Source organism: Clostridium sp. UBA2485, assembly GCF_002341865.1.
GTDB lineage: Bacteria > Bacillota > Clostridia > Clostridiales > Clostridiaceae > Clostridium_J.
The window spans coordinates 13,412-38,257 of sequence record NZ_DDOV01000005.1; the positions used below are offsets into that span (position 1 = coordinate 13,412).

At 29.6% G+C, this 24,846-nt stretch carries 19 protein-coding genes, 2 pseudogenes and 1 riboswitch; of the genes and pseudogenes, 20 read left to right on the top strand and 1 reads right to left on the bottom strand.

Going from position 1 to position 24,846, the window contains the following annotated elements:
* Positions 1–173: 173 nt before the first annotated feature.
* From B3603_RS00785 to B3603_RS00830, 11 genes and pseudogenes are all read left to right on the top strand, one after another.
* Positions 174–1,229, top strand: a complete 1,056-nt coding sequence (locus B3603_RS00785; RefSeq protein ID WP_291559593.1) for a radical SAM/SPASM domain-containing protein — start codon at positions 174–176, stop codon at positions 1,227–1,229.
* Positions 1,230–1,292: 63 nt separating this feature from the next.
* Positions 1,293–2,132 carry an ABC transporter ATP-binding protein gene (locus B3603_RS00790; protein WP_291559595.1) on the top strand — a complete coding sequence of 280 codons (840 nt, stop codon included), beginning with the start codon at positions 1,293–1,295 and terminating at the stop codon, positions 2,130–2,132.
* Positions 2,132–2,866, top strand: coding sequence for an ABC transporter permease (locus tag B3603_RS00795; protein ID WP_291559597.1), 735 nt, complete (start codon positions 2,132–2,134; stop codon positions 2,864–2,866). The genes B3603_RS00790 and B3603_RS00795 overlap by 1 nt, the downstream gene beginning before the upstream one ends.
* Positions 2,867–3,097: 231 nt before the next feature.
* Positions 3,098–6,647: pseudogene (locus tag B3603_RS23175) on the top strand (cobaltochelatase subunit CobN).
* 76 nt (positions 6,648–6,723) lie between these two features.
* Positions 6,724–6,897: riboswitch (cobalamin riboswitch) on the top strand.
* 199 nt (positions 6,898–7,096) lie between these two features.
* Positions 7,097–8,137, top strand: coding sequence for an ATP-binding protein (locus B3603_RS00800; protein ID WP_291559599.1), 1,041 nt, complete (start codon positions 7,097–7,099; stop codon positions 8,135–8,137).
* 20 nt (positions 8,138–8,157) lie between these two features.
* Positions 8,158–10,080: a magnesium chelatase subunit D family protein gene (locus tag B3603_RS00805; protein WP_291559601.1), complete on the top strand. Its 1,923-nt coding sequence runs from the start codon at positions 8,158–8,160 to the stop codon at positions 10,078–10,080.
* A 276-nt stretch (positions 10,081–10,356) separates the two neighbouring features.
* Positions 10,357–10,635, top strand: a complete 279-nt coding sequence (locus B3603_RS00810) for a cysteine-rich small domain-containing protein (RefSeq protein ID WP_291559603.1) — start codon at positions 10,357–10,359, stop codon at positions 10,633–10,635.
* Positions 10,629–10,922: a hypothetical protein gene (locus B3603_RS00815; protein ID WP_291559605.1), complete on the top strand. Its 294-nt coding sequence runs from the start codon at positions 10,629–10,631 to the stop codon at positions 10,920–10,922. The genes B3603_RS00810 and B3603_RS00815 overlap by 7 nt, the downstream gene beginning before the upstream one ends.
* 26 nt (positions 10,923–10,948) lie before the next feature.
* Positions 10,949–11,593 (top strand): TIM barrel protein, encoded by a 645-nt coding sequence (locus B3603_RS00820; protein ID WP_291559643.1) that lies wholly within the window; start codon positions 10,949–10,951, stop codon positions 11,591–11,593.
* 788 nt (positions 11,594–12,381) lie between these two features.
* Positions 12,382–13,077 carry a DUF421 domain-containing protein gene (locus tag B3603_RS00825; RefSeq protein WP_291559607.1) on the top strand — a complete coding sequence of 232 codons (696 nt, stop codon included), beginning with the start codon at positions 12,382–12,384 and terminating at the stop codon, positions 13,075–13,077.
* A gap of 279 nt (positions 13,078–13,356) precedes the next feature.
* Positions 13,357–13,578 carry a sulfurtransferase TusA family protein gene (locus tag B3603_RS00830; protein WP_039636344.1) on the top strand — a complete coding sequence of 74 codons (222 nt, stop codon included), beginning with the start codon at positions 13,357–13,359 and terminating at the stop codon, positions 13,576–13,578.
* Positions 13,579–13,674: 96 nt separating this feature from the next.
* On the opposite strand, the gene B3603_RS00835 is transcribed toward B3603_RS00830, so the two are convergent.
* Positions 13,675–14,577, bottom strand: coding sequence for a LysR family transcriptional regulator (locus B3603_RS00835; protein ID WP_291559612.1), 903 nt, complete (start codon positions 14,575–14,577; stop codon positions 13,675–13,677).
* 814 nt (positions 14,578–15,391) lie between these two features.
* Here B3603_RS00835 and B3603_RS00840 point away from each other — a divergent pair.
* The 9 genes and pseudogenes from B3603_RS00840 to B3603_RS00880 all read left to right on the top strand — a co-directional run bounded on the left by B3603_RS00840 (position 15,392) and on the right by B3603_RS00880 (position 24,801).
* The gene (locus B3603_RS00840) at positions 15,392–16,051 is read left to right on the top strand and encodes a YeeE/YedE thiosulfate transporter family protein (protein ID WP_291559614.1); all 660 of its coding nucleotides are present in this window, start codon (positions 15,392–15,394) and stop codon (positions 16,049–16,051) included.
* Positions 16,052–16,105: 54 nt separating this feature from the next.
* Entirely contained in the window at positions 16,106–16,333 is a 228-nt protein-coding gene (locus tag B3603_RS00845; RefSeq protein ID WP_039636350.1) for a sulfurtransferase TusA family protein, read from the top strand.
* Positions 16,334–16,366: 33 nt separating this feature from the next.
* Entirely contained in the window at positions 16,367–16,900 is a 534-nt protein-coding gene (locus B3603_RS00850) for a YeeE/YedE thiosulfate transporter family protein (RefSeq protein ID WP_291559617.1), read from the top strand.
* Between the two features lie 84 nt (positions 16,901–16,984).
* Complete coding sequence (locus B3603_RS00855; protein ID WP_291559619.1) at positions 16,985–18,211, top strand: FAD-dependent oxidoreductase; 1,227 nt, start codon at positions 16,985–16,987, stop codon at positions 18,209–18,211.
* 909 nt (positions 18,212–19,120) lie between these two features.
* Positions 19,121–20,857, top strand: a complete 1,737-nt coding sequence (locus B3603_RS00860) for a peptide ABC transporter substrate-binding protein (protein ID WP_291559621.1) — start codon at positions 19,121–19,123, stop codon at positions 20,855–20,857.
* A 58-nt stretch (positions 20,858–20,915) separates the two neighbouring features.
* Complete coding sequence (locus B3603_RS00865; protein WP_291559623.1) at positions 20,916–21,872, top strand: ABC transporter permease; 957 nt, start codon at positions 20,916–20,918, stop codon at positions 21,870–21,872.
* 13 nt (positions 21,873–21,885) lie between these two features.
* Positions 21,886–22,803: pseudogene (locus tag B3603_RS00870) on the top strand (ABC transporter permease).
* Positions 22,804–22,817: 14 nt separating this feature from the next.
* Positions 22,818–23,849 (top strand): ABC transporter ATP-binding protein, encoded by a 1,032-nt coding sequence (locus tag B3603_RS00875; protein WP_291559625.1) that lies wholly within the window; start codon positions 22,818–22,820, stop codon positions 23,847–23,849.
* Positions 23,809–24,801: an ABC transporter ATP-binding protein gene (locus B3603_RS00880; protein ID WP_291559627.1), complete on the top strand. Its 993-nt coding sequence runs from the start codon at positions 23,809–23,811 to the stop codon at positions 24,799–24,801. Before B3603_RS00875 ends, B3603_RS00880 begins: the two co-directional genes overlap by 41 nt.
* Positions 24,802–24,846 lie beyond the last annotated feature (45 nt).

The following is a 24,846-nucleotide window of genomic DNA, read 5'->3' on the forward strand; positions in this document are numbered from 1 at the left end:
AATACTTTAATATGTTAGTTCATGCCCTTTAAAAATTGGCAATTGACAATGGAGAATTGACAATTATTGNNTTCATAGATTAAATTTGGAACTAGTATGTTTATATACTAGCTAATTATATTTTTAAGATGCCCAAAGTTTAAATGTTTTTTATGAAGGAGAGATTATGAACATTGTTTGAGGATATTAATTTTTTAGTATTATGGTTAACAAATGACTGCAATTTAAGATGCAAGTATTGTTATGCTAATGGTGGAGAAAAAAAAGAATATATGACTTTTGAAATGGCAAAAAAGGCATTATCTATGCCTAATTCTAATTTTAAGCTTCAACTTGCAGGAGGAGAGCCGCTTTTAAACTTTCAACTTATTAAGGATATATATAATTATTTAAGGGTTAATAATAAATCAGTTAGACTTCAAATGCAAACAAATGGGACTTTAATAGATAGAGAAATTGCTAGAGAAATAAAAAGGATGAATATAGCTATTGGAATAAGCATGGATGGACCTATTGAAATAAATGAAAAGCTACGAGGGAAAACTGCTGATGTTATAAATGGTATAAGAATGCTAGGGCAAGAAGGGGTAATGGTAAATTTAAATGCGGTTATAACTAATGAAAATATTTCATACTTAGACAAGCTTGTAGATTTAGCGTTTTATCTTGGCAATGTAGGCGGAATAGGACTAGATTTATTAAGAGTTACGGGAAGAGCTTGCAATAATAATGTAAGTACTGTGGAACCTGATAACATACAAATATATTTAAAAAAAGCATATGAGAGGACAATTGAATTAGAAAAATTAACAGGGAAAAAAATTATTATAAGAGAAATTGAAGATAGTAAAAAAAGATTAAAATCATGTCAAGGTTACAATGCATATTGCCATGCTGCCTATGGAGGAGCAATGGTAGTTCTTCCTAATGGAAGTATTTATCCTTGTGGGTCATTAGCATATTCACCACAATATTATATGGGTAATATATATGATGAAAAATCTCAAAGAATTGTAAAAGTAAAAACTGAAAGACCAAAGAGATGTATTTTGTGTAAATATGAAAAATTTTGTGCAGGTGCATGTCCTTCTAGAAGTATTATAAATTTGAATTCTAGGGATATTGGAATAGAAGAATGTGCTTTAAGAAAAGTTTCCTTTGAAATTGCAGAAAATCATAATAATCTCTCTAAAAGCCCTTTAGTTTCAAGTAATAGATATCTTTTATGATGAAGTATTTATAAAAAATAATTCAATGATAAAACTTTTATAAAATTAAAAGGAGAGTAAAAAGTGCTAACTATTAATGAACTTACTAAAAAATACGATGATTTAGTTGCAGTAAATAAACTGAATTTAAATATTGAAAGAGGAGAGTTTTTTGGCCTTTTAGGGCCAAATGGAGCTGGAAAGAGTACTACTATAAGAATGATAAGTACTCTTACACCAAAAACTTCAGGGGATATTATAATAAATAGAAAAAGTATGGATAGAAATCTATTAGATGTAAAAAGAAAACTTGGAGTAGTACCTCAAGGAAATAATCTCGAAGTTGAAATGACTGCATGGGAAAATTTAGAACTTCATGGAAGACTTTATAATATGCCAAAGGAACTTAGAAGAAAAAGAATAAAAGAACTTTTAGAATTTACAGAACTCACTGATAGAGCAAATGATATTGCTAAAAACTATTCTGGTGGAATGAAAAGAAAACTTATGATTGCAACGGCACTAATGCATAATCCAGAGCTTTTACTTTTAGATGAACCTACTGTAGGACTAGATGCAACGGCTAGAAGAAAAATGTGGGACTTACTAAAAAGATTAAAGAGTGAAGGATTAACAGTTTTATTAACTACTCATTATATAGAAGAGGCTGAAGTATTATGTGATAGAGTAGGGCTTATAAACGGTGGAGTATTAGTAGAGTTAGACAGCCCTCAGAAGTTAATTGAAAAGGTTGGCAAATTTGCTGTTGAGCATTTCCAAAATGGAGAGACAGAAGCAGAATTTTTCGAAACAAGAGAAGAAGCAGTTGTGTTTGCTTCTAAACTAGAAGGAGCTGCAAATGTAAGATTGTCAAACCTAGAAGATGTGTTTATAAAATTAACTAATAGAAGGGTGGAAGCGTGATGTGGGCTTTTTCTAGTATATTATGGCAAGAATTTGTATTATTTAAACGTAAATTTTGGACAATAACCGTAAGCTCAATGGTTTCACCTATTCTATATTTAATAGCCTTTGGATGGGGATTAGGTGGAGGTATGCAAATAGACGGGAGAGATTACATTCATTTTGTAATTCCAGGAATTATTGCATTAACTACAATGACTTCTAGTTATAATAGTATATCTAGTTCTGTAAATATATCTAGAATATATTATAAGAGCTTTGAGTCTTTTATGATAGCTCCAATTAATATTTCAATTTATGCTTTAGCGAAAATAATAGCAGGCGCATTGAGAGGATTGTATTCTGGTATTTTAATAATATTGTTGTCTTTCATATTTAATGCAGGGTTAAATATAACACCATATTTTATGTTAATGGTAATACTTAATTGTTTGGTATTTTCAGCTGTAGGCTTTATAGCTGGAATAGTAATTAATTCTCATCAAGATATGAATAGATTTTCAAGCTTTATTATTACACCAATGTCATTTTTATGTGGAACATTTTTTTCTTTAAATAAGATGCCAGTGATAATAAAGAATTTTATATTAGCATTGCCACTTACTCATACAAGTATCGCATTAAGAGCCGTAGGAGAGAATTTAACTACTAAAATAGTACATGCTACTGTTTTAATTGTGTATTTTATAATCTTATTCATTATGTCTGTGAAATTTTGCAAAAAGGCAGAATGATGCGTTTTAGAATAAATTTTGATCTTTAACTAAGGAGGTGTTTTAAATTTGAATGAAAAAGTTGTTATAGCAATCGGACTAGATTTGATGAAAAATCAATTAATAGAACTTTCTTCTACTATAGAATATTTAAAGATTGAATTCTTAGATGAATCTGTGATAAAGGAAAATAGAAATACAATTGAATTTTTGAAAGAGAAAGCTATAGCTTTAATTGTTGGAAATAAAACTATGAATAGTGAAGTGGATGCACTTTTAAAAAGAATTAAAGAAGAAATAAAAGAAATCCCCATAATACCTATTGGTGGAGAAGTTCTGCAGGATAATATTTATAATATAGATAAAAAGAAGGCACTGCTTATAAATAGCTATTTTTCTTATGGAGGTGATAGCAATATTATAAGTGCTCTACATTATATAGCATATAATTTTTTAAAGCTTAATGAAGAGGAAAAAAATTATTGTAAAAAATTTATTTTTCAGCCAAAGGAAATGCCTTTTGATGGTATTTTCTATAAAGATGGTAAAAAGGTTTTTAATTCTTTTAAAGAATATAAAAATTGGTACATAGGTGAAAAGAATGTAGAAGAATATAAGTGGGTAGGGCTTTTAATCCATAGAAGTAGTTTTATTAGTGGCAATATAGAGGTAGAAAAAATATTAATAACTGAACTGGAAGTAACAGGAGTTAAAGTAATACCAGTATTTAGTTATGCTTCTTCTGAAAAGGATTCTAATATAAAAAACTTTAGAGAAATTATAAAAGAATATTTTTCTTATGAGGATAAATTTATTATAGATGGGTTTATAAATCTTCAAATGATTGCGGCTATTGGAAATAACAACTGTAATAAAATATTTGAAGAAGCAGTAGAAATTTTTAAAGAAATGAATGTTCCTGTATTTAAGCCAATTGTAAGTTATTATCAAGATATAGATAGCTGGAGTGAAAATATAAGCGGATTATCATCAGAAATACCTACTTCTTTTACTACACCAGAGATGGTTGGAATGATTGAACCAGTAATCATAGGGGCAAGAAATGATAAAGGACAGTCTGAACCTATAAGAGATAGAATAAATAGGTTTGCTGGAAGGATTTTTAAATGGATTACTCTTAGAAATACCAGTAATANNTATCCACAATGCACCTTGTTCTGGCGTAGAGGCTACCATTGGCTTAGGAGCTGGATTGGAAGTTTTTGAAACGGTAGTAAAAATGTTAAAAAAGCTTAAAAGTGAAGGATATGAAGTAGAAAATATACCACAAAATGGAGAAGAGCTTTTTCAGCGAATAATGAGTAAAAAAGCTTATCATGATTTCAGGTGGACTTCTATAGAAGATATAATAATAGCTGGCGGAGTACTTTATAAAATGCCATTAAACAGTGAGGATGGATATATGTCATTTTATAATAGTTTAGATATTGAAGTAAAAGGTGAAATAGAAAAAAGTTGGGGGAAGCCGCCGGGAGGAAGTATGGTTTATCATGAAAGCATAATAATTACAGGACTTAACTTTGGGAATGTATATGTTATGGTTCAACCTAAAAGAGGGTGCTATGGTTCTAAATGTACTGGAGAGGTATGTAAAATATTGCATGATCCTAAATGTCCACCACCACATAATTATATTGCAACCTATAAATATGTGGAAGACATAATAAATGCAAATGCTATAGTACATGTAGGCACAGGTGGTAGTCTTGAAAATTTACCAGGTAAGACTAATGGGCTATCAAAAAAATGTTATCCTGATATTGTACTTGGAAATACACCTAACTTTTATTTATACAATGCAAGTATAGGCACAGAGGGAATTGTAGCTAAAAGGAGAAGCAATGCAGTAATACTAGATTATTTACCATCAGCTATTGATATTAATATGGAGAATTCTAAAATCATAATTTTAATAAATGATTATATTGAAGCAGAAGCTTTAAATAGTAACCAAAAGTTATTGATAAGAGATAAGTTAGAGAAAAATCTAAAAGAATTAGATGGGGCAGAAGAAATTTTATCCAGAGAAGAAACTTTTATTGAAGGCATAAAAAGCTTAAAAAACTATTTAGTTCAATATATAAATAATAGTAGAGTAGAAAAACTTCATGTTTTTGGAGAAAATTTTCAAACTGAAGAAAATATATCTTTAATCAAAGAGTACATTGATAACAATAGTAAGAGTGCAAAGCTTATCAAAAGATTATATAAAGATGATTATAACTACAATTTAATTATTTTAGACTTAATAATTAAATTTGTTAATAATGATAAAAAGGTAGAGAATCAATATGAAAATATAGAAAAAGAAGTTTTAAAGGAACTCCAAAAAGATGTAATAGAAATTTATGATAAACTACTTTTGTTAGATATTGAAATGAAAAATCTTATAAGGGCTTTAGAAGGAAAATATATCGAACCAGGGATGTCAGGTTTACCAAGTGAAAATTTAAGAAATATTATTCCAACAGGTAGAAATTTTTATTTAATGGATTGTGAAAAAATTCCTACTAAAGAGGCATATAAAGTAGGGTGCAATCTTGCGGAAGAACTTATAGAAAAGTATATAAGAGAAGAAGGCTGCTTCCCAGAAAAAGTGGCAATGAATATGATTTCTACAGATATATCTGTAACAAAAGGAGAACAACTATCTCAAATATTATATTTAATGGGAGTAACTCCAGTTTGGAATAATATAGGCAAAGTAGTTGATATTGATGTAATACCACTGGAAAAACTACAGCGTCCAAGAATTGATGTGACTATTAGAATATCTGGTATATTAAGAGATTCTTTTCCAGAGGCTATAAAACTTATCGATAAGGCTATAATTTTGATATCTTCTTTAGATGAACCCTTAAGTAGGAATTTTGTTAAGAAGAATACTTTAAATATGGAAAAATATTTATTAGATATAGGACAAGACAAGGACATACAACGTCATGCAACTATGAGAATTTTTGGAGATAAGCCAGGAGCTTATGGTGCTGGAGTTGATTTAGCATTAAAGGCTAGTGCATGGAAAGATGAAGAAGACATTGCTAAAGTATTTGTACATTATTCTTCCTATGCTTATGGTGAAAATTTAAATGGAAATATGGCCAAATATGAATTTGTAAAAAATATAAGAGACTCTCAGATATCTTATCAGACTAGTAGTTCTAAAAGATATAATATGCTATCCTCTAGCTTTTCTTCTTCTGTACAAGGTGGATTTGGTATAGTAAAAAAATGCTTTGATGGAAGTGATTTAAAAGAATATTATGGTAGAAATGAAGGAGAAGAAAAGGTTAAGATTTCGACAACTGAAGAGGAATTAAAAGAAAATATGGAAGATACCCTTTTTAATCCTCTTTGGAAAGAAGGGATAAAGAAAAAAGAATATGTAGGAGCTGCTGAATTTATGAATGCTATTCAAAATATATTTAATTGGCAGTGTCTTTCTGAGAACATTAGTAGTAAGGATATTGACAAATTGGTAGATATCTATATAAATGATAAAGATATGCTACAGTGGTTTGAAAAAAATAATAAATTTGCATTAGAAGAAATATCAAGGAGATTTTTAGAACTTCATGAAAGAGGAAAGTGGAGTGGAAGAGAAGAAGTTTTAAATTCATTAAAAAGAAATTATATTAATATAGAAGGTGACATGGAAGAGATGTTAGAGAATTCCACTGGAGAAATGCAAGGTGGAGGTATTGAAGTTTTAAATCAAAATGATATAAAAGCTTGGAAAGAAAATTTAAGTGAAATAGAGGAAGTATTTAATAACAAGTAGATAATTATCCGGCAAAAGTGTGAATTATTGAAAAATAAAAAATTAACTGATATAATTGATTTAGTTATAATAATAAAATTTAATAATTATTTTAGGTACCTAAACAAGGTTTAATAGGGAAAATGGTGAAAATCCATTGCAGCCCCCGCTACTGTATACGGAGACAAAGCCAAGTCCACTGGAGCAATCTGGGAAGGATGGTGGAGGAAGACCCGTGAGTCAGGAGACCTACCTAATTTTCTATATGTAACTTCGGAGGGAAGTAAAATCATATAATATAAGCATTTAGAAGAGTTTACTTAATGGTTTAAGTAAGTTTTTGTTGTGTAAACTTTTATATAATTGTATTTATGAATTTAACCTCTGTATGTATTTGCAGAGGTTTTTTAATTTACTTATCTTAAGACACATTAAAAAATAACTTATTGATAATTGAAAGGGGTTCACAAATGAAAGGTATGAAAAATGTATATCCATTTACAGCAATTGTTGGACAAGAAAATATGAAGAAAGCATTAATACTTAATGTCATAAATCCACATCTTGGAGGAGTTTTGATAAGAGGCGAAAAAGGTACAGCTAAATCTACAGCTGTTCGTGCTATTGCAGAACTTTTGCCAGAAAGAGTTCAAGTAGAGGGCTGTATTTTTAGATGTAAACCTAATGATAAAAGTAATATGTGTGAAAATTGCTTAGATAAACTTAATAAACAAGAGGTTTTAAATGAAATAAATGAAAAGATGAAAGTAATTGATCTTCCTGTAAGTGCAACAGAAGATAGAGTAGTAGGAACATTAGATATTGAATATGCAATCAAAAATGGTGAAAAGAGATTTGAACCTGGGATTTTAGCAGATGCAAATAGAAATATACTTTATGTAGATGAAGTAAATCTTTTAGATGATCATGTGGTGGATGTACTGTTAGATTCAGCAGCTATGGGAGTAAACACAATAGAAAGAGAAGGTGTTTCTTTCTCACATCCTGCAAAATTTATTTTAGTTGGAACTATGAATCCAGAAGAAGGAGATTTAAGACCACAATTATTAGATAGATTTGGCATGGTGGTAGATGTTATAGGTGAGAGAGATACTGAAAAAAGAGTTGAAGTTATAAAAAGAAGACTTGAATATGAGAATAATAATGAAGGCTTTGTATTAAGTTTTGAAAAAGAGCAACAAGATTTAAGAGAAAGAATTTCAAAAGCTAAAGAGTTATTAAAAACTGTAAGCTTTGATGATAAAGTACTTGAGATAGCAGCCAAAATAAGCATTGAAATGGATGTAGACGGTCATAGAGCTGATATCAGCATGATTAAAACAGCGATGACTATAGCAGCTTTTAATGGAAGAGATAAAGTTAGTAATGGAGATATGTTAGAAGCAGCAGAACTTGTACTTCCTCATAGAATGAGAAGGAAACCTTTTGAAGAAGGAGTTATAGATTTTTCAAAGGTTGAAGAAATAATTAAAGAAGTAGAACTAGTATAATTGAAAGGAGCGATTTCCAATTGAAAAGAAATTTTGTTTATCCTTTCGCTGCGGTTATAGGGCAAGAAAAAATTAAAAAGGCGCTTATATTAAATATAATTAATCCGTGTATTGGTGGAATTTTAATAAGCGGAGAAAAAGGTACAGCTAAATCTACTCTTGCCCGTGGATTAGCAGAAATAATAAATAACATGAAAGTAATAGACCTTCCTTTAAATATTACAGAAGACAGGCTATTAGGAACTATAGATATTGAAAAAGCAATTAGTGAAGGTGTAAGAAAGCCAGATATGGGAATTTTAAAGGAAGCAGATGGAAATATTTTATATGTAGATGAAGTGAATCTTTTAAGTGAACATATTGTCAAATGTCTCCTTGAGGTTTCTGCCTCAGGCATAAATCATGTTGAGAGGGAAGGGATATCCTTCACTCATCCATCACGTTTTGTTTTAGTTGGAACTATGAATCCAGAAGAAGGACAATTAAGGCCACAGTTTCTAGATAGATTTGGTCTATATGTAGAGGCTAATGGAAGTGATGATTTAGCCCAAAGAAAAGAAATAATTAAAAGAAGACTAGAGTATGAAAAAAATCCAATTGAGTACATAGATAAATTTGAAGATCAATCAAAAGAACTTATGAATAAAATTATAAATGGAATTGAAGTTCTTAATAAAGTTCAAGTTTCAGATAGTATAATGTACCTTTCAGCTGAAATTTCTAAAGAAGCTAATTGTGCTGGAAATAGAGCAGAACTTGTAATAATTGAAGCAGCAAAAGCAATTGCTGCTTTCGACAATAGGAAAAATATAAATGTAAATGATATTAAAGAAGCAGCAGAATTTGCTCTTCCACACAGGATGAGGGAAATGCCACCATCAGTTAGTGATAACGATGATAAAGAAGAGGAAAGTGAAGAAGAGCAAATAGATGATGATAAAGAAGAAAGAGAAGAGGAAAATGAGCCACCACAAGTAGAAGAAAATGATAATTATGAGGATAATAATGAAGAAGATAATAAAAACGAAGAAGATAACTTAGAGTATGAAGAAAATTTGGAAGAAACTAAACAAGAAGAAAAAAATGAAAATGAAGCCGACAATGAAATGGTAGATGATATAGGTAATGTATTTGCAATAAAATCTTTAGATATAAAACCTATAGATAGAAAGAAGCGTAGAGGAAGTGGAAAGAGAAGTAAAACTAAGACAGATTTAATGCAAGGCAGATATGTAAAATATAATCTTCCTAAAGATAAAATAAAAGATATAGCTTTTGATGCAACCTTAAGGGCAGCAGCACCTTATCAGAGTTTAAGAGATAAAAATGGACTTGCTTTTGTAATAAATAAAAGTGATTTTAGAGAAAAAGTAAGAGAAAAAAGAACTGGTACTACTATATTATTTGTTGTGGATGCTAGTGGATCTATGGGTGCTAAAAAGAGAATGAGTGCGGTTAAAGGTGCAGTTGTTTCACTACTTACTGATGCTTATCAAAAAAGAGACAAAGTTGGAATGGTCGCCTTTAGAAAAAATCATGCAGAAGTTTTACTAGGAATAACTAGAAGTGTAGAACTTGCACAAAAAAGTCTTAAAAATCTACCTACTGGTGGGAAAACTCCATTATCAGCTGGGCTTTTTAAGGGATACGAAATCTTAAAAGCTGCTAAAAAGAAAGATCCAGAGATGGTACCAGTTTTAGTATTAGTATCTGATGGAAGAACAAATTCAGCAGTAAACAATGGAGATCCCTATGAAGAAGCAATAGAAATAGCTAATAAAATTGCATCAGAAAATATACAATCTATAGTTATAGATACAGAACAGGATTTTATAAAGCTTGGTCTTGCAAATAATATTGCAAAGGCTATGAATGCTCAGTATTATAAACTAGAGGATTTAGGAGCTACAGAAATTGCTAGTGCTATAAGAGGGTGTGTCTAGAAGAATTTATAACCTATAATTTAATATTAAATAAAGATTTTTAATATTAAATTATTTTAAAAACTAAATATTAGAGCTACAAGTGCTTTATTATTTTGAAGGTAAAAGGGGAAGTGGCGAAAGTCAGGAAACCTACCTATAGCTCTAAAGTAATCTTTCGAGGGGAAGAATAAACTATGTATGTTATAATGATACAGAAGAAAAATTAAAAAAGGCTTATTTAGAAATAGAAGGAAATATTGAAGAAGAAGTTTAAAACTGAAAGGGGATATAAAGATGAGTGAAAATTATAAGTTTTTTCAACATAAAAAATGTGAGTTTTTTCCTTGCCATAAGGTAAAAGATGAGGAGAAGTTTAACTGCTTATTTTGCTATTGCCCACTTTATTTTCTTGAAGAATGTGGTGGAAATAACACTAATTTTAATGGAGTTAAGGACTGCAGCAATTGTATGATACCGCATTCACAAAATGGATACGACTATATATTTAATAAAATAGTAGAGAAAAATAGGGAAAAGACAGAAAAATCAAAGGAGGGTTCAGCTGATTGTTAAAGCTTATGAACTTGTCTACATATCAATATGATATTGAAAGATTCAATTATGATTATAAAAAGTTAGAAGAATTCTTGGAAAAAAATAACATGGATGGAATTGAACTGTTAAAGCCTTTAATGTGGCAGGAAGAAACAATTTCAAAAAATGTTATTAAGGGAATTCACCTATCATATTATCCTAGTTGGATTGATTTTTGGCATGGAAATCAAAAAGAACTTTTAAGACAGTTTGGAGATATAGGCAGTATTAAAAAATATTATGGAGATATAAAAAAGACATTATAGTAGAGAATTATAGAAAAGAAATAGAAATTGCTGATAGGCTTGGAGCAGAATATGTAGTTTTTCATGTTTCTCATGTACAGTTAGAACATTCTTATAATTATAAATTTAATTACTCAGATTCTGAAATCATAGAAGCTACAGCAGAATTAATAAATGAGTTTTTTAAAGGATTAAATACAAATATAAAACTTTTATTTGAAAATTTATGGTGGCCAGGCCTTACTATGTTAGATAAAAACATAGCATTAACTTTATTAGAAAAAGTTAATTATTCAAATAAAGGTTTTATGTTAGATACTGCACATTTAATGAACACCAATCATCATCTAGAAGATGAAGAGCAGGGAATTAAGCATTTATTAAAAGTAGTTAATAATCTTGGAGATTTAAAAAAGTTTATTAAAGGTATACATCTTAACTGTTCATTGTCAGGGAAATATATTATAGAACAAATAGAGAAAAATAATAAAAATAAATTGACTTTAAAAGAAATGAATGAAAATATATATAGGCATATTATGAATATAGATAGACATAAACCTTTTTCAAATAAGATGATAAAATCGCTTGTTGAATTAATAAATCCTGAATATGTTATATATGAATTCATAACATCATCACTTAGTGAGCTTGAAGAGTATATTAAAATTCAGCACAATGCTTTAAGTTAATTATTATCAATATATAAATAAGTTAAGGAGTCGCCTCTAATTATTAAGGTGGCTCCTTAATTTGTATTTTATTGTGAAGTATATATAGGATTCCTTAATGAAAATTTAACTTATATATGATTTTAATTTCTATAATAAAATTTTTACAATGAATTAAAAATTAAGAATGAATAATGAAGAATTATAGTTAAAACTCCACCGCCAAAGCCTTTGGAGTTTTTTAAAATAAACTTTATTTTAGAAATTCACTAATAGTAAATTTCATTCTAAATTTTCGTATTGGATTCCTATAACTACATCTGACGTCTTACTAAAATTTATAATTTTAAGTAAAGAGTTACATATTTAATTTTAGAATAGACATACTACTATTGTAGATAAACTATCTTAAAAGTTAATGTATAGTTAATAATTATGCGATTAACTATTTCAATTTGTAATTTTAATCAATGGAGAATTGAGAATGAACAATTGGCAATTATAGTGGAAATTAATTTTGTAAATTAATTTCTTAAAATAGACTTCTCGATAAAAATGACTCTGTCATTTTAAAAAGAAATAAATTCAAAACTTCTCTTATAAAAGAGAAGTTTAAATATTAACTAGCTTTAACTTTTAAATATTATCTTAAACTATACTGCACCTCAGGGGAAACCTAAAGAGATTTATTACTGCTTTGCAGAGGTGGAAAAACTAATAATTAGATTATTAGTAAAGAACAACTAACTTTTTATGTGGTTTATCTATACATAGAACTTATTAAAATTAAATTTTAGGTGGTGTCTAATATGGGTGTTAGTTTTATGGAAGTCTTAATATTACTTTTAAAAACAACTTTATCTTTTTTGTCTCTACTTATATTAACTAGAATGCTTGGAAAAAAGCAAATGAGCCAATTATCATTTTTTAACTATGTTACAGGGATAACCATTGGTTCTATTGTAGCAAATATTATAACTGTAGATAATGAACCTTTTATTGATGAAATAATAGGATTAGCTTGGTGGTGCATTTTAGCAGAAGCAACTGCATATATTACTGTTAAATCTCATAAACTAGGAAGACTACTTGATGGTGAGCCAAGTATTGTGATTAAAGATGGTAAAATTATTAGAAAAGTAGTGGTTGATTTGAGAATGAATGTTGAAGATTTAACTATGATGCTTAGAGAGCAAAGTATATTTTCTGTCAGTGAAGTTGATTATGCTGTTATAGAGCCAAATGGAAAATTAAGTGTACTTAAAAAGCATGATTATCAAGAAGTTACTAAAGAAGATATGAAAATAAAGCCTACACCTAAAAAGTATCTACCAACGCAGTTAATATCTGATGGTTCTATAGTCGAACACAATTTAAAAGAAGTAGATGTTACTAAAAAGTGGTTAGAAAAACAATTAAAGAATTCTGGAGTAAAATCTATAGATGAAGTTTATTATGCAGAAATTCAAAGTGATGGAACTTTATTTGTAAATAAGAAAGATTAGAGAAATAAATATTAAAGTTAAAAAAGATTTATAATAAACTTTTATAATAAAAAACTCCTATCAATTTNNAAATTGATAGGAGTTTTTTATTTAATATATATGATATAATTATCTGTATTTTAATTAAGGTATAATAATATGTTTTAATCTTGAAGAGGTAATGTTAAAATTAAAATATAGCATATAATTTATTATATTTTCAATATCATAATATTAGTAAGTTAATATTTAGTGGACAAAATACATAGAAAAATTATAAAGAATAATGAGGTGATATAATTGTCAGAATTTTTAGATTGCGTTGGTTATATCTGTCCTGTGCCAGTAGTAAAAGCACAAATTAAATATAAAAAAATAGGTATTGGAGAATGTGTAACTGTAATTTCAGATCATAGTTGTACACCTCAAGGACTTAAAGATGGTTTTAAAAAATACAATTGTGAAATAACCGTTGAAGAAGATGATGGCATATGGGAAATAACTATTAAAAAATTAGGTTAATAAAAGGTTTTGTTATTATATTTTAATAAGTTGGATAGAACATAATAAAACTCATAACTGTACAAATTTACAGCTATGAGTTTTATTATGTTTATATTAACAAAAAGTTTCTCTACCATATTTCATTATATATTGTATAAAGCTTTTTATATGCGGCTGAGAGGCTTTACTTTTTGAAGATATTAAACATATCTTGCACTTAGGTTTAGCATCTATTATAGGTAAAGTCTTTAAAATACCAGCATGGATTTCTTGTTTTACAGAAGTATTAGGAAGAATTGATACACCATGATTTGCTATCACAGAGGCTTTTATAGATTCTATTGTATCAAGCTCCATTTCAATATTTACCTTTTTTTTTGTTCCAGTAATATTTGAAAACATATCTTCAATAGAGTCTCTTATGCCACTTCCTTTTGAGCCTATTATGAGAGGGAGAGAAGCAATTTCATTTAAAGAGATAGAGTCTTTTTCCATATCAATTTTACTTGAATGCACAAATAATAGATTATTATTGCATATGTTAAAGCATTCCACACCATCTATGTTTATTTCACAATCTATAAATCCTATATCAGCACTGCAATCTAAGACATGCTCTATTACTCGCTTTGTATGTTCATTTTTTAAAACAAACCTAGCATCATCATGGCTCTTTTTATATAAATGTAAAGTACAAGGAAGGAGGTATTCTCCAACACTATTGCAGGTAGATATTTTTATCTCTTGAATTAGTGAATTCTTGCACTGATCTAATTCTTTTACCATATTTTCATATAGATTTACTAGAGTCTCAGCATAACTTAACACTATCTCACCTTCATCAGTTAAATCTACGCCTTTATTACTACGTATCAAAAGTTTTGAGTCAAGAGACTTTTCTAATGCTTGAAGCTGTTGACTTAAAGCTGATTGAGTCATATGAAGTTTTTTTGATGCTTTTGATATACTATCTTGTTTTACTGTTTCTATAAATGAGATAAAGTAGTTTATGTTCACTTTAAGTACCCACCTTTCTTTATTTTATATAAAGAAACCACTTTAATGTTTAAAAGAATGGCTTCTTGAAAAGAGATATACAAATTCTAATATTAATGTATAGATGAAATAACTATTATTCTTTAGTACTTTATAAATATCTATTAAATATATATTTAGATAATTATGAATACTTTTCTTTTATGGAAGAAGATTTAAATTGCACCTTAAATTTTGTTGATTCTTCGTTTATTAAAGTTGTGAATTGAAAAGTTTACGGGAACTATATTTAATTACACATTAACCTTTAAGATGGCGTATCTATATACAATCTTATTATAACTTTTATAGTGTCATATATAAAGCATAACCTGTTAATAAATTAACCTATCATTGTAAAAGTGAATTCTCTACATACACAAGAGATAGCGTATATAGATATTTCAAAGTCAATGAATATAATCATATAGTTATCTTACTTTTATTATTTCAATTTATAGAATGCATATTTAGATTATACAAAGTGAATTTAATAGGCTATGAATTCAAAGAGTAAAAAAATAATAATCATTTTAATGAATTTGTTAATTTTTATAACTTCTATATCTATAATTATCATTGTTTAGTGAAATTTATAACTATTTAAATTATAAGTTATAATAATATTTCTACATAAATATAAAAAATATTAATCATGTATTAGAAAAACTAATTACTAAATAGTAGATAATTGTTATAAAATTATAGTGTAAATATTTTAAATATTTTAATTAATTAATTAATTAATTATCGTTAAGTTTGTTAATTAACTAACTTAATTTAAGGGGGTGGAAAAATGGCTGAAATTAAAACGAATATAACTAGAAAACCAAAAAAGAAGAAGGTAAATCAAATTCCTTTCGGAGTAGCACTTTTAATTGCTATTGGAGGAGTAGGATTCTTTATGGCTAACAATTCACCTAAATCTGCTCTTATGTGGGTTTTTGGTGTTACAGCAGGGTTTACACTTCAAAGGTCAAGATTTTGTTTTACAGCTTCATTGAGAGATCCAGTTTTAACGGGAGGAACTTCGTTAACTAAGGCAGTTGTAATTGCAATTGCTACTGCTACAGTTGGATTTGCTGCTATACAATATGCAGCAGTTTCAAAAGGAACACCGATGCCAGGAAATATATCACCCATAGGTGTACATGTAGCCGTTGGTGCTATTATGTTTGGGATAGGAGCAGTAATTGCAGGGGGATGTGCTTCAGGTACTCTAATGAGAGTTGGAGAAGGTTTTACAATGCAAATATTATCTCTGGTATTTTTTATTATCGGATCACTATGGGGAGCAAAGAATTTTGGGTGGTGGTCAGAGACGTTTATGCCTGAAAAAGGTGTATTTTTACCAGATATAATGGGATGGCCATTAGCAATATTTTTACAATTTGCACTATTACTAGGAATTTATATATTTGCAGACTGGTTTGGAAATAAAAAATCAAATGAGTAATTAAAAATTACAATAAATTTTAAGTAAATTAATAATTAAAGGGAGGAATTTATTATGGCAGAATTAAGATTAGATTGTTTAGGTGAGGCTTGTCCAGTACCACTAATTAAGACTCAAAAGAAAATGGACAATATGAAAGTAGGAGAGGTTGTTATAGTTGAAATAGATCATAGCTGTGCTATGAAAAATATACCAGAATGGGCAAGAAAAGAAGGACATAATGTTGATATAGAAGAAGTAGATGACGGTCAATGGGAAGTTTATATTGAAAAGACAAAATAGTTTTCCCTTAAAAATTAATATGGGGTGAATTTTATGGATATTAAAAAGAATGTTTATTATAAGAAGTTTTTAAAAGACCCATGGTCATATACTGCTGGAGCAGTTGTTTTAGCACTTATAAATATTGCAATGTTTGCGTCTACTGGTAAGGCGTGGGGAGTAACAACTCCGCTTTCTTATTGGGGAGCTTGGCTATATCAATTAATAGGTGGTCATCCAGAAAAATGGTTTTACTTTCAGCAAAAAGGTCATGCTGCAGCTTTAAGTGCAGGTTTTTTAAATGATCCTCATTCTATTTCTAACATTGGAATTATAGTTGGTGCATTTTTAGCTACATTGCTTGCATCTCAATTTAAAATAAAGAAAATAAAATCATGGAAACAAGTAATAGCAGCAGTACTAGGTGGACTTTTAATGGGATATGGTGCAAGAATTTCCTTTGGATGTAATATAGGAGCGTTATTTAGTGGAATTGCATCTATGTCTCTTCATGGTTGGATGTATTGGATATTTATATTTATCGGCGCATGGATTGGAAGTAAACTATTAGTTAAATATTTTATGTAACATATTATGGTGGCTTAATGCCACCATATATTTTAACTATCTATATAATAAGTAGAATTTATAGGCAGTGGGGAGGAATTTATAGTGGAGAAAAAACATGAATATTATGATGTGGTAATTATTGGCGGAGGTGCCTCTGGTTTAACTTCAGCAATATATTGTGGAAGAGCTAGACTTAAAACTCTTTTAATAGAAAAATCCTTAGTTGGTGGACTAGCTACTTATACAAATGAAATGGCGAACTATCCAGGTTTTCCAGAAGGAACCACTGGAACAGAACTTATGAATCTTTTTCATAAACAAGCTAAAAATTTTGGAGTTAACTTTAAGCTAACAGATGTTAAAGCTGTTAATCTTCAAGGAAAAGACAAATTAGTAGAAACTTTTAGAATAACTTATCATGCTAAAACTGTTATCATATCTACAGGAGGAAAGCCAAGACTAACCAATGCTGCTAATGAAGAAAAATTCCTATATGACAAAGGTATATCTTTCTGTGCTACTTGTGATGCAGCATATTATACAGATAAGACTGTTATGGTTATTGGAAGTGGAGATGCAGCGATAGAAGAGGGGATGTTTCTTACTAAATTTGCAAAAAAAGTTGTAGTTTCTGTAATTCATGATGAAGGTATTATGGATGCAAATAAAATAGCTCAAGAACAGGCTATGAAAAACCCAAAAATGGAATTTATGTGGAATACTGTAGTAAATTCTTTTGAAGGAGAAGATAGATTAAATAAAGTTGTTTTAAAGAATACTAAAACTGGACATTTATCAGATGTTTCAGTAGATGGATGTTTCTTATTTATAGGTTATGTGCCTAACACTGAGATATTTAAAGAGCAAATTAATTTAACTAAACAAGGTTATGTTACGACAAATGAAAAAATGGAAACAAATATTGAAGGTGTATTTGCAGTAGGAGATGTTAGAGATAAATTCTTAAAGCAAGTTGCTACAGCAGTTGGAGATGGTGCTATAGCAGGAGTTGGAGCAGAAAAATATATCGCAGAATCAGAAGTGTTTGAAAGTGAAATTATGCAGAGTGAAAAAATAGGATTAATATATCTATGGTCTCCAATTGATGAGGAAAGTCGAACATTGCTTACTGAGATAGAAGAAGTAGAAAAAGAAATGTCAGACATAGTTAAAGTAAGCAAAATTGACGTTTATAAAAATGCAAGTCTTGCTTCAAGGCTTGGTACTGTAGAAGCACCTCTTTTAATATATACTAAAAATGGTGAAGTTGTAGCACAGGATAAAAATATAAGTAAAGAAAATATTATTAATATAATAAAAAATATATAGCTTAAAATTAATTATTATAAATTAATGTCAAAACTTAAAAAAAGTTATTCTAAAAACTCTAAAGCCTTTAAGAATGGAGGTTTAAATATAATATTTCATTTTTTATCATTAATTTTTAATTCAAAGTAAAAAATGCTATCGAAATTAAATCATGTATAAGTTAAATCTTCATTATTGAACCATATATTTGTAGACTCATAATTATAAATTTTATAGTTATGAGTTTATTTTATTTCTATAAAGTTTTCAGAAAGAGTTATTAAAAAACTTTCTTATATGTAAGATTATGTTATATAAATTCGAATTAAATTTTAATTAAAAGCAGCTGTAAAGTCAAAAAAATAGATATATTTTCAATATAAATACATATAATAAAAATTTACTCGAATATATATTATTTGAATATAGAGAAAAATATGGTATTATAGTATTAAAGTTCAAAATATTATCAATTTTGTAAAAATAGATAAAAAATAGATTTTAATTTTCATTTATCATAATTATTTCTATTTTAATTTTTTAAAAGAATATCTGAATTAATATTTAGAAATTAAATTCATATTATTAAATTATTTGAGTTGGTAATTAGACATTTATTAACGAAGATAATGATTTTTAGGGATATATACTAATTTAAATACATATAATTGAATAAATTACAAAATGTATGGAAAATATTAATAAAAAATTCATTATGATAAACAATAAAATATAAGTTGAAATTATTGATCTTTAAATAGGTTTTGTAAATTGAAGATATTGAAATGCAATAAATTATTTATTATGTGGATAAAATTGCTAGTTTTATTAACCATCTAAAATTTTAAAGCTTTGTTTTAAACTCTGATAGAAATAGAGGATAAGTCTTCAGGGTTTAAATATATTTTATTTTAAAGAGGGGGTAAAAAAATGAAATCAAAAAAATGGCTTAGTATTTTATTAACAGCTATTGTGATGGCAGGATCTTTACTAGCATTTTCTGGTTGTAGTAAAGACTCTGATAGTGGGGAAAAAACAGAGCCAAAAAATACAACAGAAGTAACTGAAGGTAAAAAAGATGAGGATCAATACTTAAAGACTATACTATTTGACCCTCAAACATTTGACCCTAATGAATGTCAAGACACATCTTCCCATACAATACTTGCGGCAACTCAAGAGGGATTAGTTAGGGCAAAGGTTGTAGATGGAAAGGATGTACTAGAACCAGCAGCGGCAGAAAACTGGTCCGTTTCTGATGATGGGCTTGTTTACACTTTTAAAATAAGAGACATGAAGTGGAGTGATGGAGTAAAGTTTACTGCTCAGCACTTTGTGGATTCTTATAGAAGAATATTAGATAAAAACAATGCATTTCCTTATGCGTATTTCTTATACGATATAAAAGGTGCAGAAGCATATAATAAGGGAGAGGGAAAGGTAGAAGATGTAGGTGCTGAAGCTAAGGATGACAATACATTAGTTATAACACTTGAAAGACCAACTGTTTACTTTGAGAAGAAATTGGTCCATTCATCTTTCTATCCAATTAGGATTGATGTTATTGAAAAAGGCGGAGAAAATTGGAATACAGATTATACAAAACAAGTTTATTCTGGACCTTATAAAATAACAGATTTAATTAAAAACAATTCATTAGTTTTAGAAAAAAATCAAGATTACTGGGATGCAGAAAATGTATTTATAGAAAAAGTTGAAATGAACAAAATCGAGGAATTTTCAACTCAAGCTCAATTGTTTGAAGCTCACGAATTAGATGTCACAGGTTCTACACAAGAGTACATCAAAAAATGGACAGAAATGGCTGAAGAAGGTAAATTTCAAGCAGCAACAGGAGAAGCACCAGGTAATTGGTATTTTGGATTAAATGTTAAAGGCGGTCCAAGTGGAATAATGAGTAATAACAAAATAAGGCAAGCGGTATCATTATCAATAGATAGAGAAGATTATGTAAATACACTTAGTGGCAGATTTACTCCTGCTTATGCTTTTGTTCCAAAAGCTATAGATATAGGGGAAGATAACTATAGAGAAAAGGCTACAGAGTCATTAAAAGAAATGTCAGATGAATATAAAAATAATCCTGAAAAATTACAAGCATTATTTAAAGAAGGCCTTAAAGAATTAGGAAAAGACATTAATGATTTAAGTCAAATAAAACTTAAATATCTTGCTCGTGGAACTTCAACTGCTTCTAAGCAAGAACACGAATGGTATCAACAACAACTTGAAAAAAATTTAGGTGTAAAAGTAAATGTTGAAGTTGCCCCTGACTATGGAATTTGGAAGAAAGCAGTACTTGATTCAGATTATGATATTTCATTCTTTGGATGGAGCGCAGATTTTAATGATCCAATAAATTTCTTAGACCAGTTTGAAACTAATAATGGTAATAATGATATAAAATTCAGCAATGCAGAATACGATAAGATATGCAGAGAACTTTTAACAGAAACAGATCAAAATAAGAGACTAGAAAAACTTCAAAAGCTTGAAGATATATTAATAAAAGATGAAGCTGCAGTATCACCACTATATTATACTGATACAAGGAGATTTACACAAAATTATATTAAGAATTTTATGACTCCTAAATTTGGACCAGATTACGAGTGGAGATGGGCATATACTGAAGGTAGAAATTAATAATATATGCACAGGGTCTAAAAAGTCCTGTGCATTAATTAAATAAGGAGGGTGCTTTATGATTCGTTATACCATTAGAAGGTTTTTAGAAATGTTACTTATATTATTTATAATAGCAACAGCTACATTCTTCTTGCTTGAAGCAATTCCTGGAGATCCACTCATGCAAAAAGTTGAAAGATTACCAGATAATATAAAAGAAGCAATGTATGAAAAATATGGATATAATAAGCCGGTTGGTGAGAGATATATGAAAACTATGAGTGGAATACTTCATGGAGATTTTGGACAATCAATAGTCTATCCAGGGCAGACTGTTAAATCTGTAATAAAAGAAAAACTTCCTGCATCTGCAAGACTTGGTATACAACAAGTTATAGTAGGACTTAGTTTAGGACTTATATTAGGAATTCTTGCTGCAATGAATAGGGGAACATGGATTGATCGTACCATAGTAACAGTAGCAATTTTATTTATATCTGTTCCAAGTTTTATTTTTGCTCTAGGGCTTCAAAAAATATTTGCAGGAAATTTAAAATGGTTTCCGATAATAGGTTGGCCTAGAGGTAAAGATTTATGGTTTGGAGGATGGAAATACACAATTTTACCTACACTTTCTGGATGCTTTGGATATATTGCATCCTATTCAAGACTTTTAAAGACATCTATGTTAGATGTAGTAAATCAAGACTATGTATTAACGGCTAGATCTAAGGGATTATCAAATACAAAAGTAGTAACAAGACATATACTTAGAAATTCTTTTATACCATTAGTTACCTATTTACCTATGACATTAGCTCTATGTATAACAGGTGCTTTCTTTATCGAAAGAGTATTTTCAATACCAGGATTAGGGCTTTACTATATAACTGCGGTACAAGCTCAGGATTTACCAATGGTTATGGGACATACCATAATCATCACAGCAATGTATATTATATGTATATTTATAACAGATATTTTATACACTGTGGTAGACCCAAGAATTAGAATTACTGGTGGAAAGAGATAGGGAGGGAAGCTGTATGGCTGAATTTAAGGCTGACGATTTTAAAGTAATTGGATGTGAAAATGCAGACAGTGATGTGATTAATAGACCTAATATAAGCTATTTTCAAGATGCCTGGAGAAGACTGAAAAAAAATCCTGTGGCAATGACTTCACTAGTGGTGTTAGTACTTTGAATGATTATGGTTATAGTAGGACCATATATCAATGGAAAAGAATTCATACAAATGAATAGTGAATTAGGAGACATGCCTCCTTCTGCAGAACATTGGTTTGGTACAGATAGAACTGGAAGAGATTTATTTTCAAGAGTTTGGTTTGCTGGCAGAATATCCATTGCCATAGGAGTTGTAGCAACTATAATACAGGTAATTTTAGGATCATTATATGGCGGCGTAATGGCATATTTTGGAGGATGGGTTGATGAAGTTATGATGAGAGTCATAGAGGTAATCACAAGTGTTCCAGAGCTATTATTAATAATTCTTATGACGATGGTGTTCGGTAATGGTTATGTACCATTAACTATTGCTTTAACCATTACTTCATGGTGCGGTACAGCTAGGCTAATAAGAGGACAGTTAATGCAGCTAAGGGAAAGTGAATATGTTTTAGCAGCACAGGTTTTAGGAGCATCTCCTAAGAGAATTATAATAAAACACTTTATTCCTAATACCATAGGAGTATTAATATTAAATATAGCATCTAGTATACCATCATATATTTTTGCAGAGGCAGGTCTTAGTTTCCTTGGTATAGGACTTCAAGCTCCAAATACAAGCTGGGGTTCACTTATAGCTTATGGAAGAGATGTTATGGCATTTTATCCAACACAGCTTTTATTCCCATCACTTGCACTATGTATTACAGTACTTGCTTTTAACTTGCTTGGTGACGGCCTTAGAGACGCACTCGATCCAAGACTTCGTCAATAATAGGAGGGGAAATTATGAAAAAACAATTGGAAGTTAGGAACTTAAGAGTATCATACCACACCTATGCTGGGGAAGTTCAATCAGTTAGAGGTATGTCCTTTGATGTAGACAAAGGGGAATGTATTGCAATAGTTGGAGAGTCAGGATGCGGTAAAACAGTTACAGCAAAATCTATAATGGGCTTAATTCAATCTCCTCCAGGAGAAATAAAAGAGGGAAGCGAAATTATTTATAAAGGTGAAAATATATTAAATTTTTCAGAGAAGCAATGGCAGGATTTTAGAGGAGAAGAATGCAGCATGATTTTTCAGGACGCATTGACGGCTCTAAATCCAACCATGAAAGTGGGAAAACAAATTGCTGAAAATTTGATGATTCATAGAAAATTGAGTAAGGCAGAAGCATTAAATGAAGCCCAAAAAATGTTAGAGTTAGTAGGTATACCTAATGCAGATAAGAGAATTAATCAATATCCCCATGAGTTTTCTGGAGGTATGAGACAAAGGGCTATGATTGCAATAGCACTTGCCTGCAGTCCTAGCATACTTATAGCAGATGAACCAACCACTGCATTAGACGTTACTATACAAGCTCAAATAATAGATATTTTAAAAAATCTGCAAGAAAAATTAGGAATGTCTATTATATTAATTACTCATGATCTTGGGGTAGTGGCAAATTTAGTTGATAGGATATTTGTTATGTATGCTGGTAAATTAGTAGAAAAAGGAAGTTATGAGGAGATATTCTATAATCCCAAGCATCCTTATACTTGGGCGTTACTTAAAGCGGTACCAAGGCTTGATAGTGAAGGGAATGAAGAACTAGTATCAATACAAGGTACACCACCAGACTTAATTAAACCTCCTAAGGGATGTGGGTTTGCGTCAAGGTGCAAATATTGCATGAATATATGCTTAAGGGAAGAACCACCATTAACAGAATTTGAGGAAGAACATACTGCTTCATGTTGGATTTATCATCCAATGGCTCCTAAAATAGAGAATGGTTTTAAAGCGGAGGTGTCTATTAGTGGAAGCAAATAATAATCTAATAATGGAGGTTAAAAACCTTAAGAAATATTTTAAAGTAGGTAAGAATGCTGTTTTAAAAGCAGTGGATGATGTAAGTTTTGATATATATGAAGGTGAAACTATAGGACTTGTTGGAGAATCCGGCTGTGGTAAAACAACCTGTGGAAGAACCTGCACAGGAATGTATCACAAAACTGATGGAAGTGTTTTCTATAAAGGAAGGGATGTACACAAGCTATCAGGAAAGGAAAAGAGGCTTTTTGCTAAAGAAGTACAAATAATTTTCCAAGATCCATATGCTTCTTTAAATCCAAGGATGACAGTAGGAGATATAATAGCTGAAGGTATAGATATACATGGATTAGCATCAAATTCCAGTGAAAGAACAGAGAGGGTAAACGAACTATTAAAATTAGTTGGACTTAATAAAGAACATGCTAATAGATTTGTTCATGAGTTTTCAGGAGGACAAAGACAAAGAATAGGTATAGCAAGAGCCTTAGCAGTAGAACCTAAGTTTATAATGTGTGATGAACCAATATCTGCTTTAGATGTATCTATACAGGCACAAGTTGTAAATCTTTTAAAAAGATTACAAAGGGATATGGGACTTACCTATTTGTTTATTGCTCACGATTTAGCTATGGTTAAGCATATATCAAATAGAGTTGCAGTTATGTATCTTGGAGCTGTTGTGGAATTTACAGATAGTAAAGAACTATATAAAAATCCAGTTCATCCGTATACTCAAGCACTTCTATCTGCAATACCAATACCGGATCCTTTAGTTGAAAGAGCAAGAGAGAGAATTATGCTTGAAGGAGATGTACCTAGTCCCATAAATCCTCCACAAGGATGTAAGTTCATGAAAAGATGTAAATATGTGAAGGATATATGCAAAAAAGAAGCGCCAAAACTTAAGGAAGTAGCTCCCAATCATTTAGTTGCATGTCATTTATATTAGCTATAAGGAAATAAATAATTAACTAGTGAATATTTTTTTGTATTT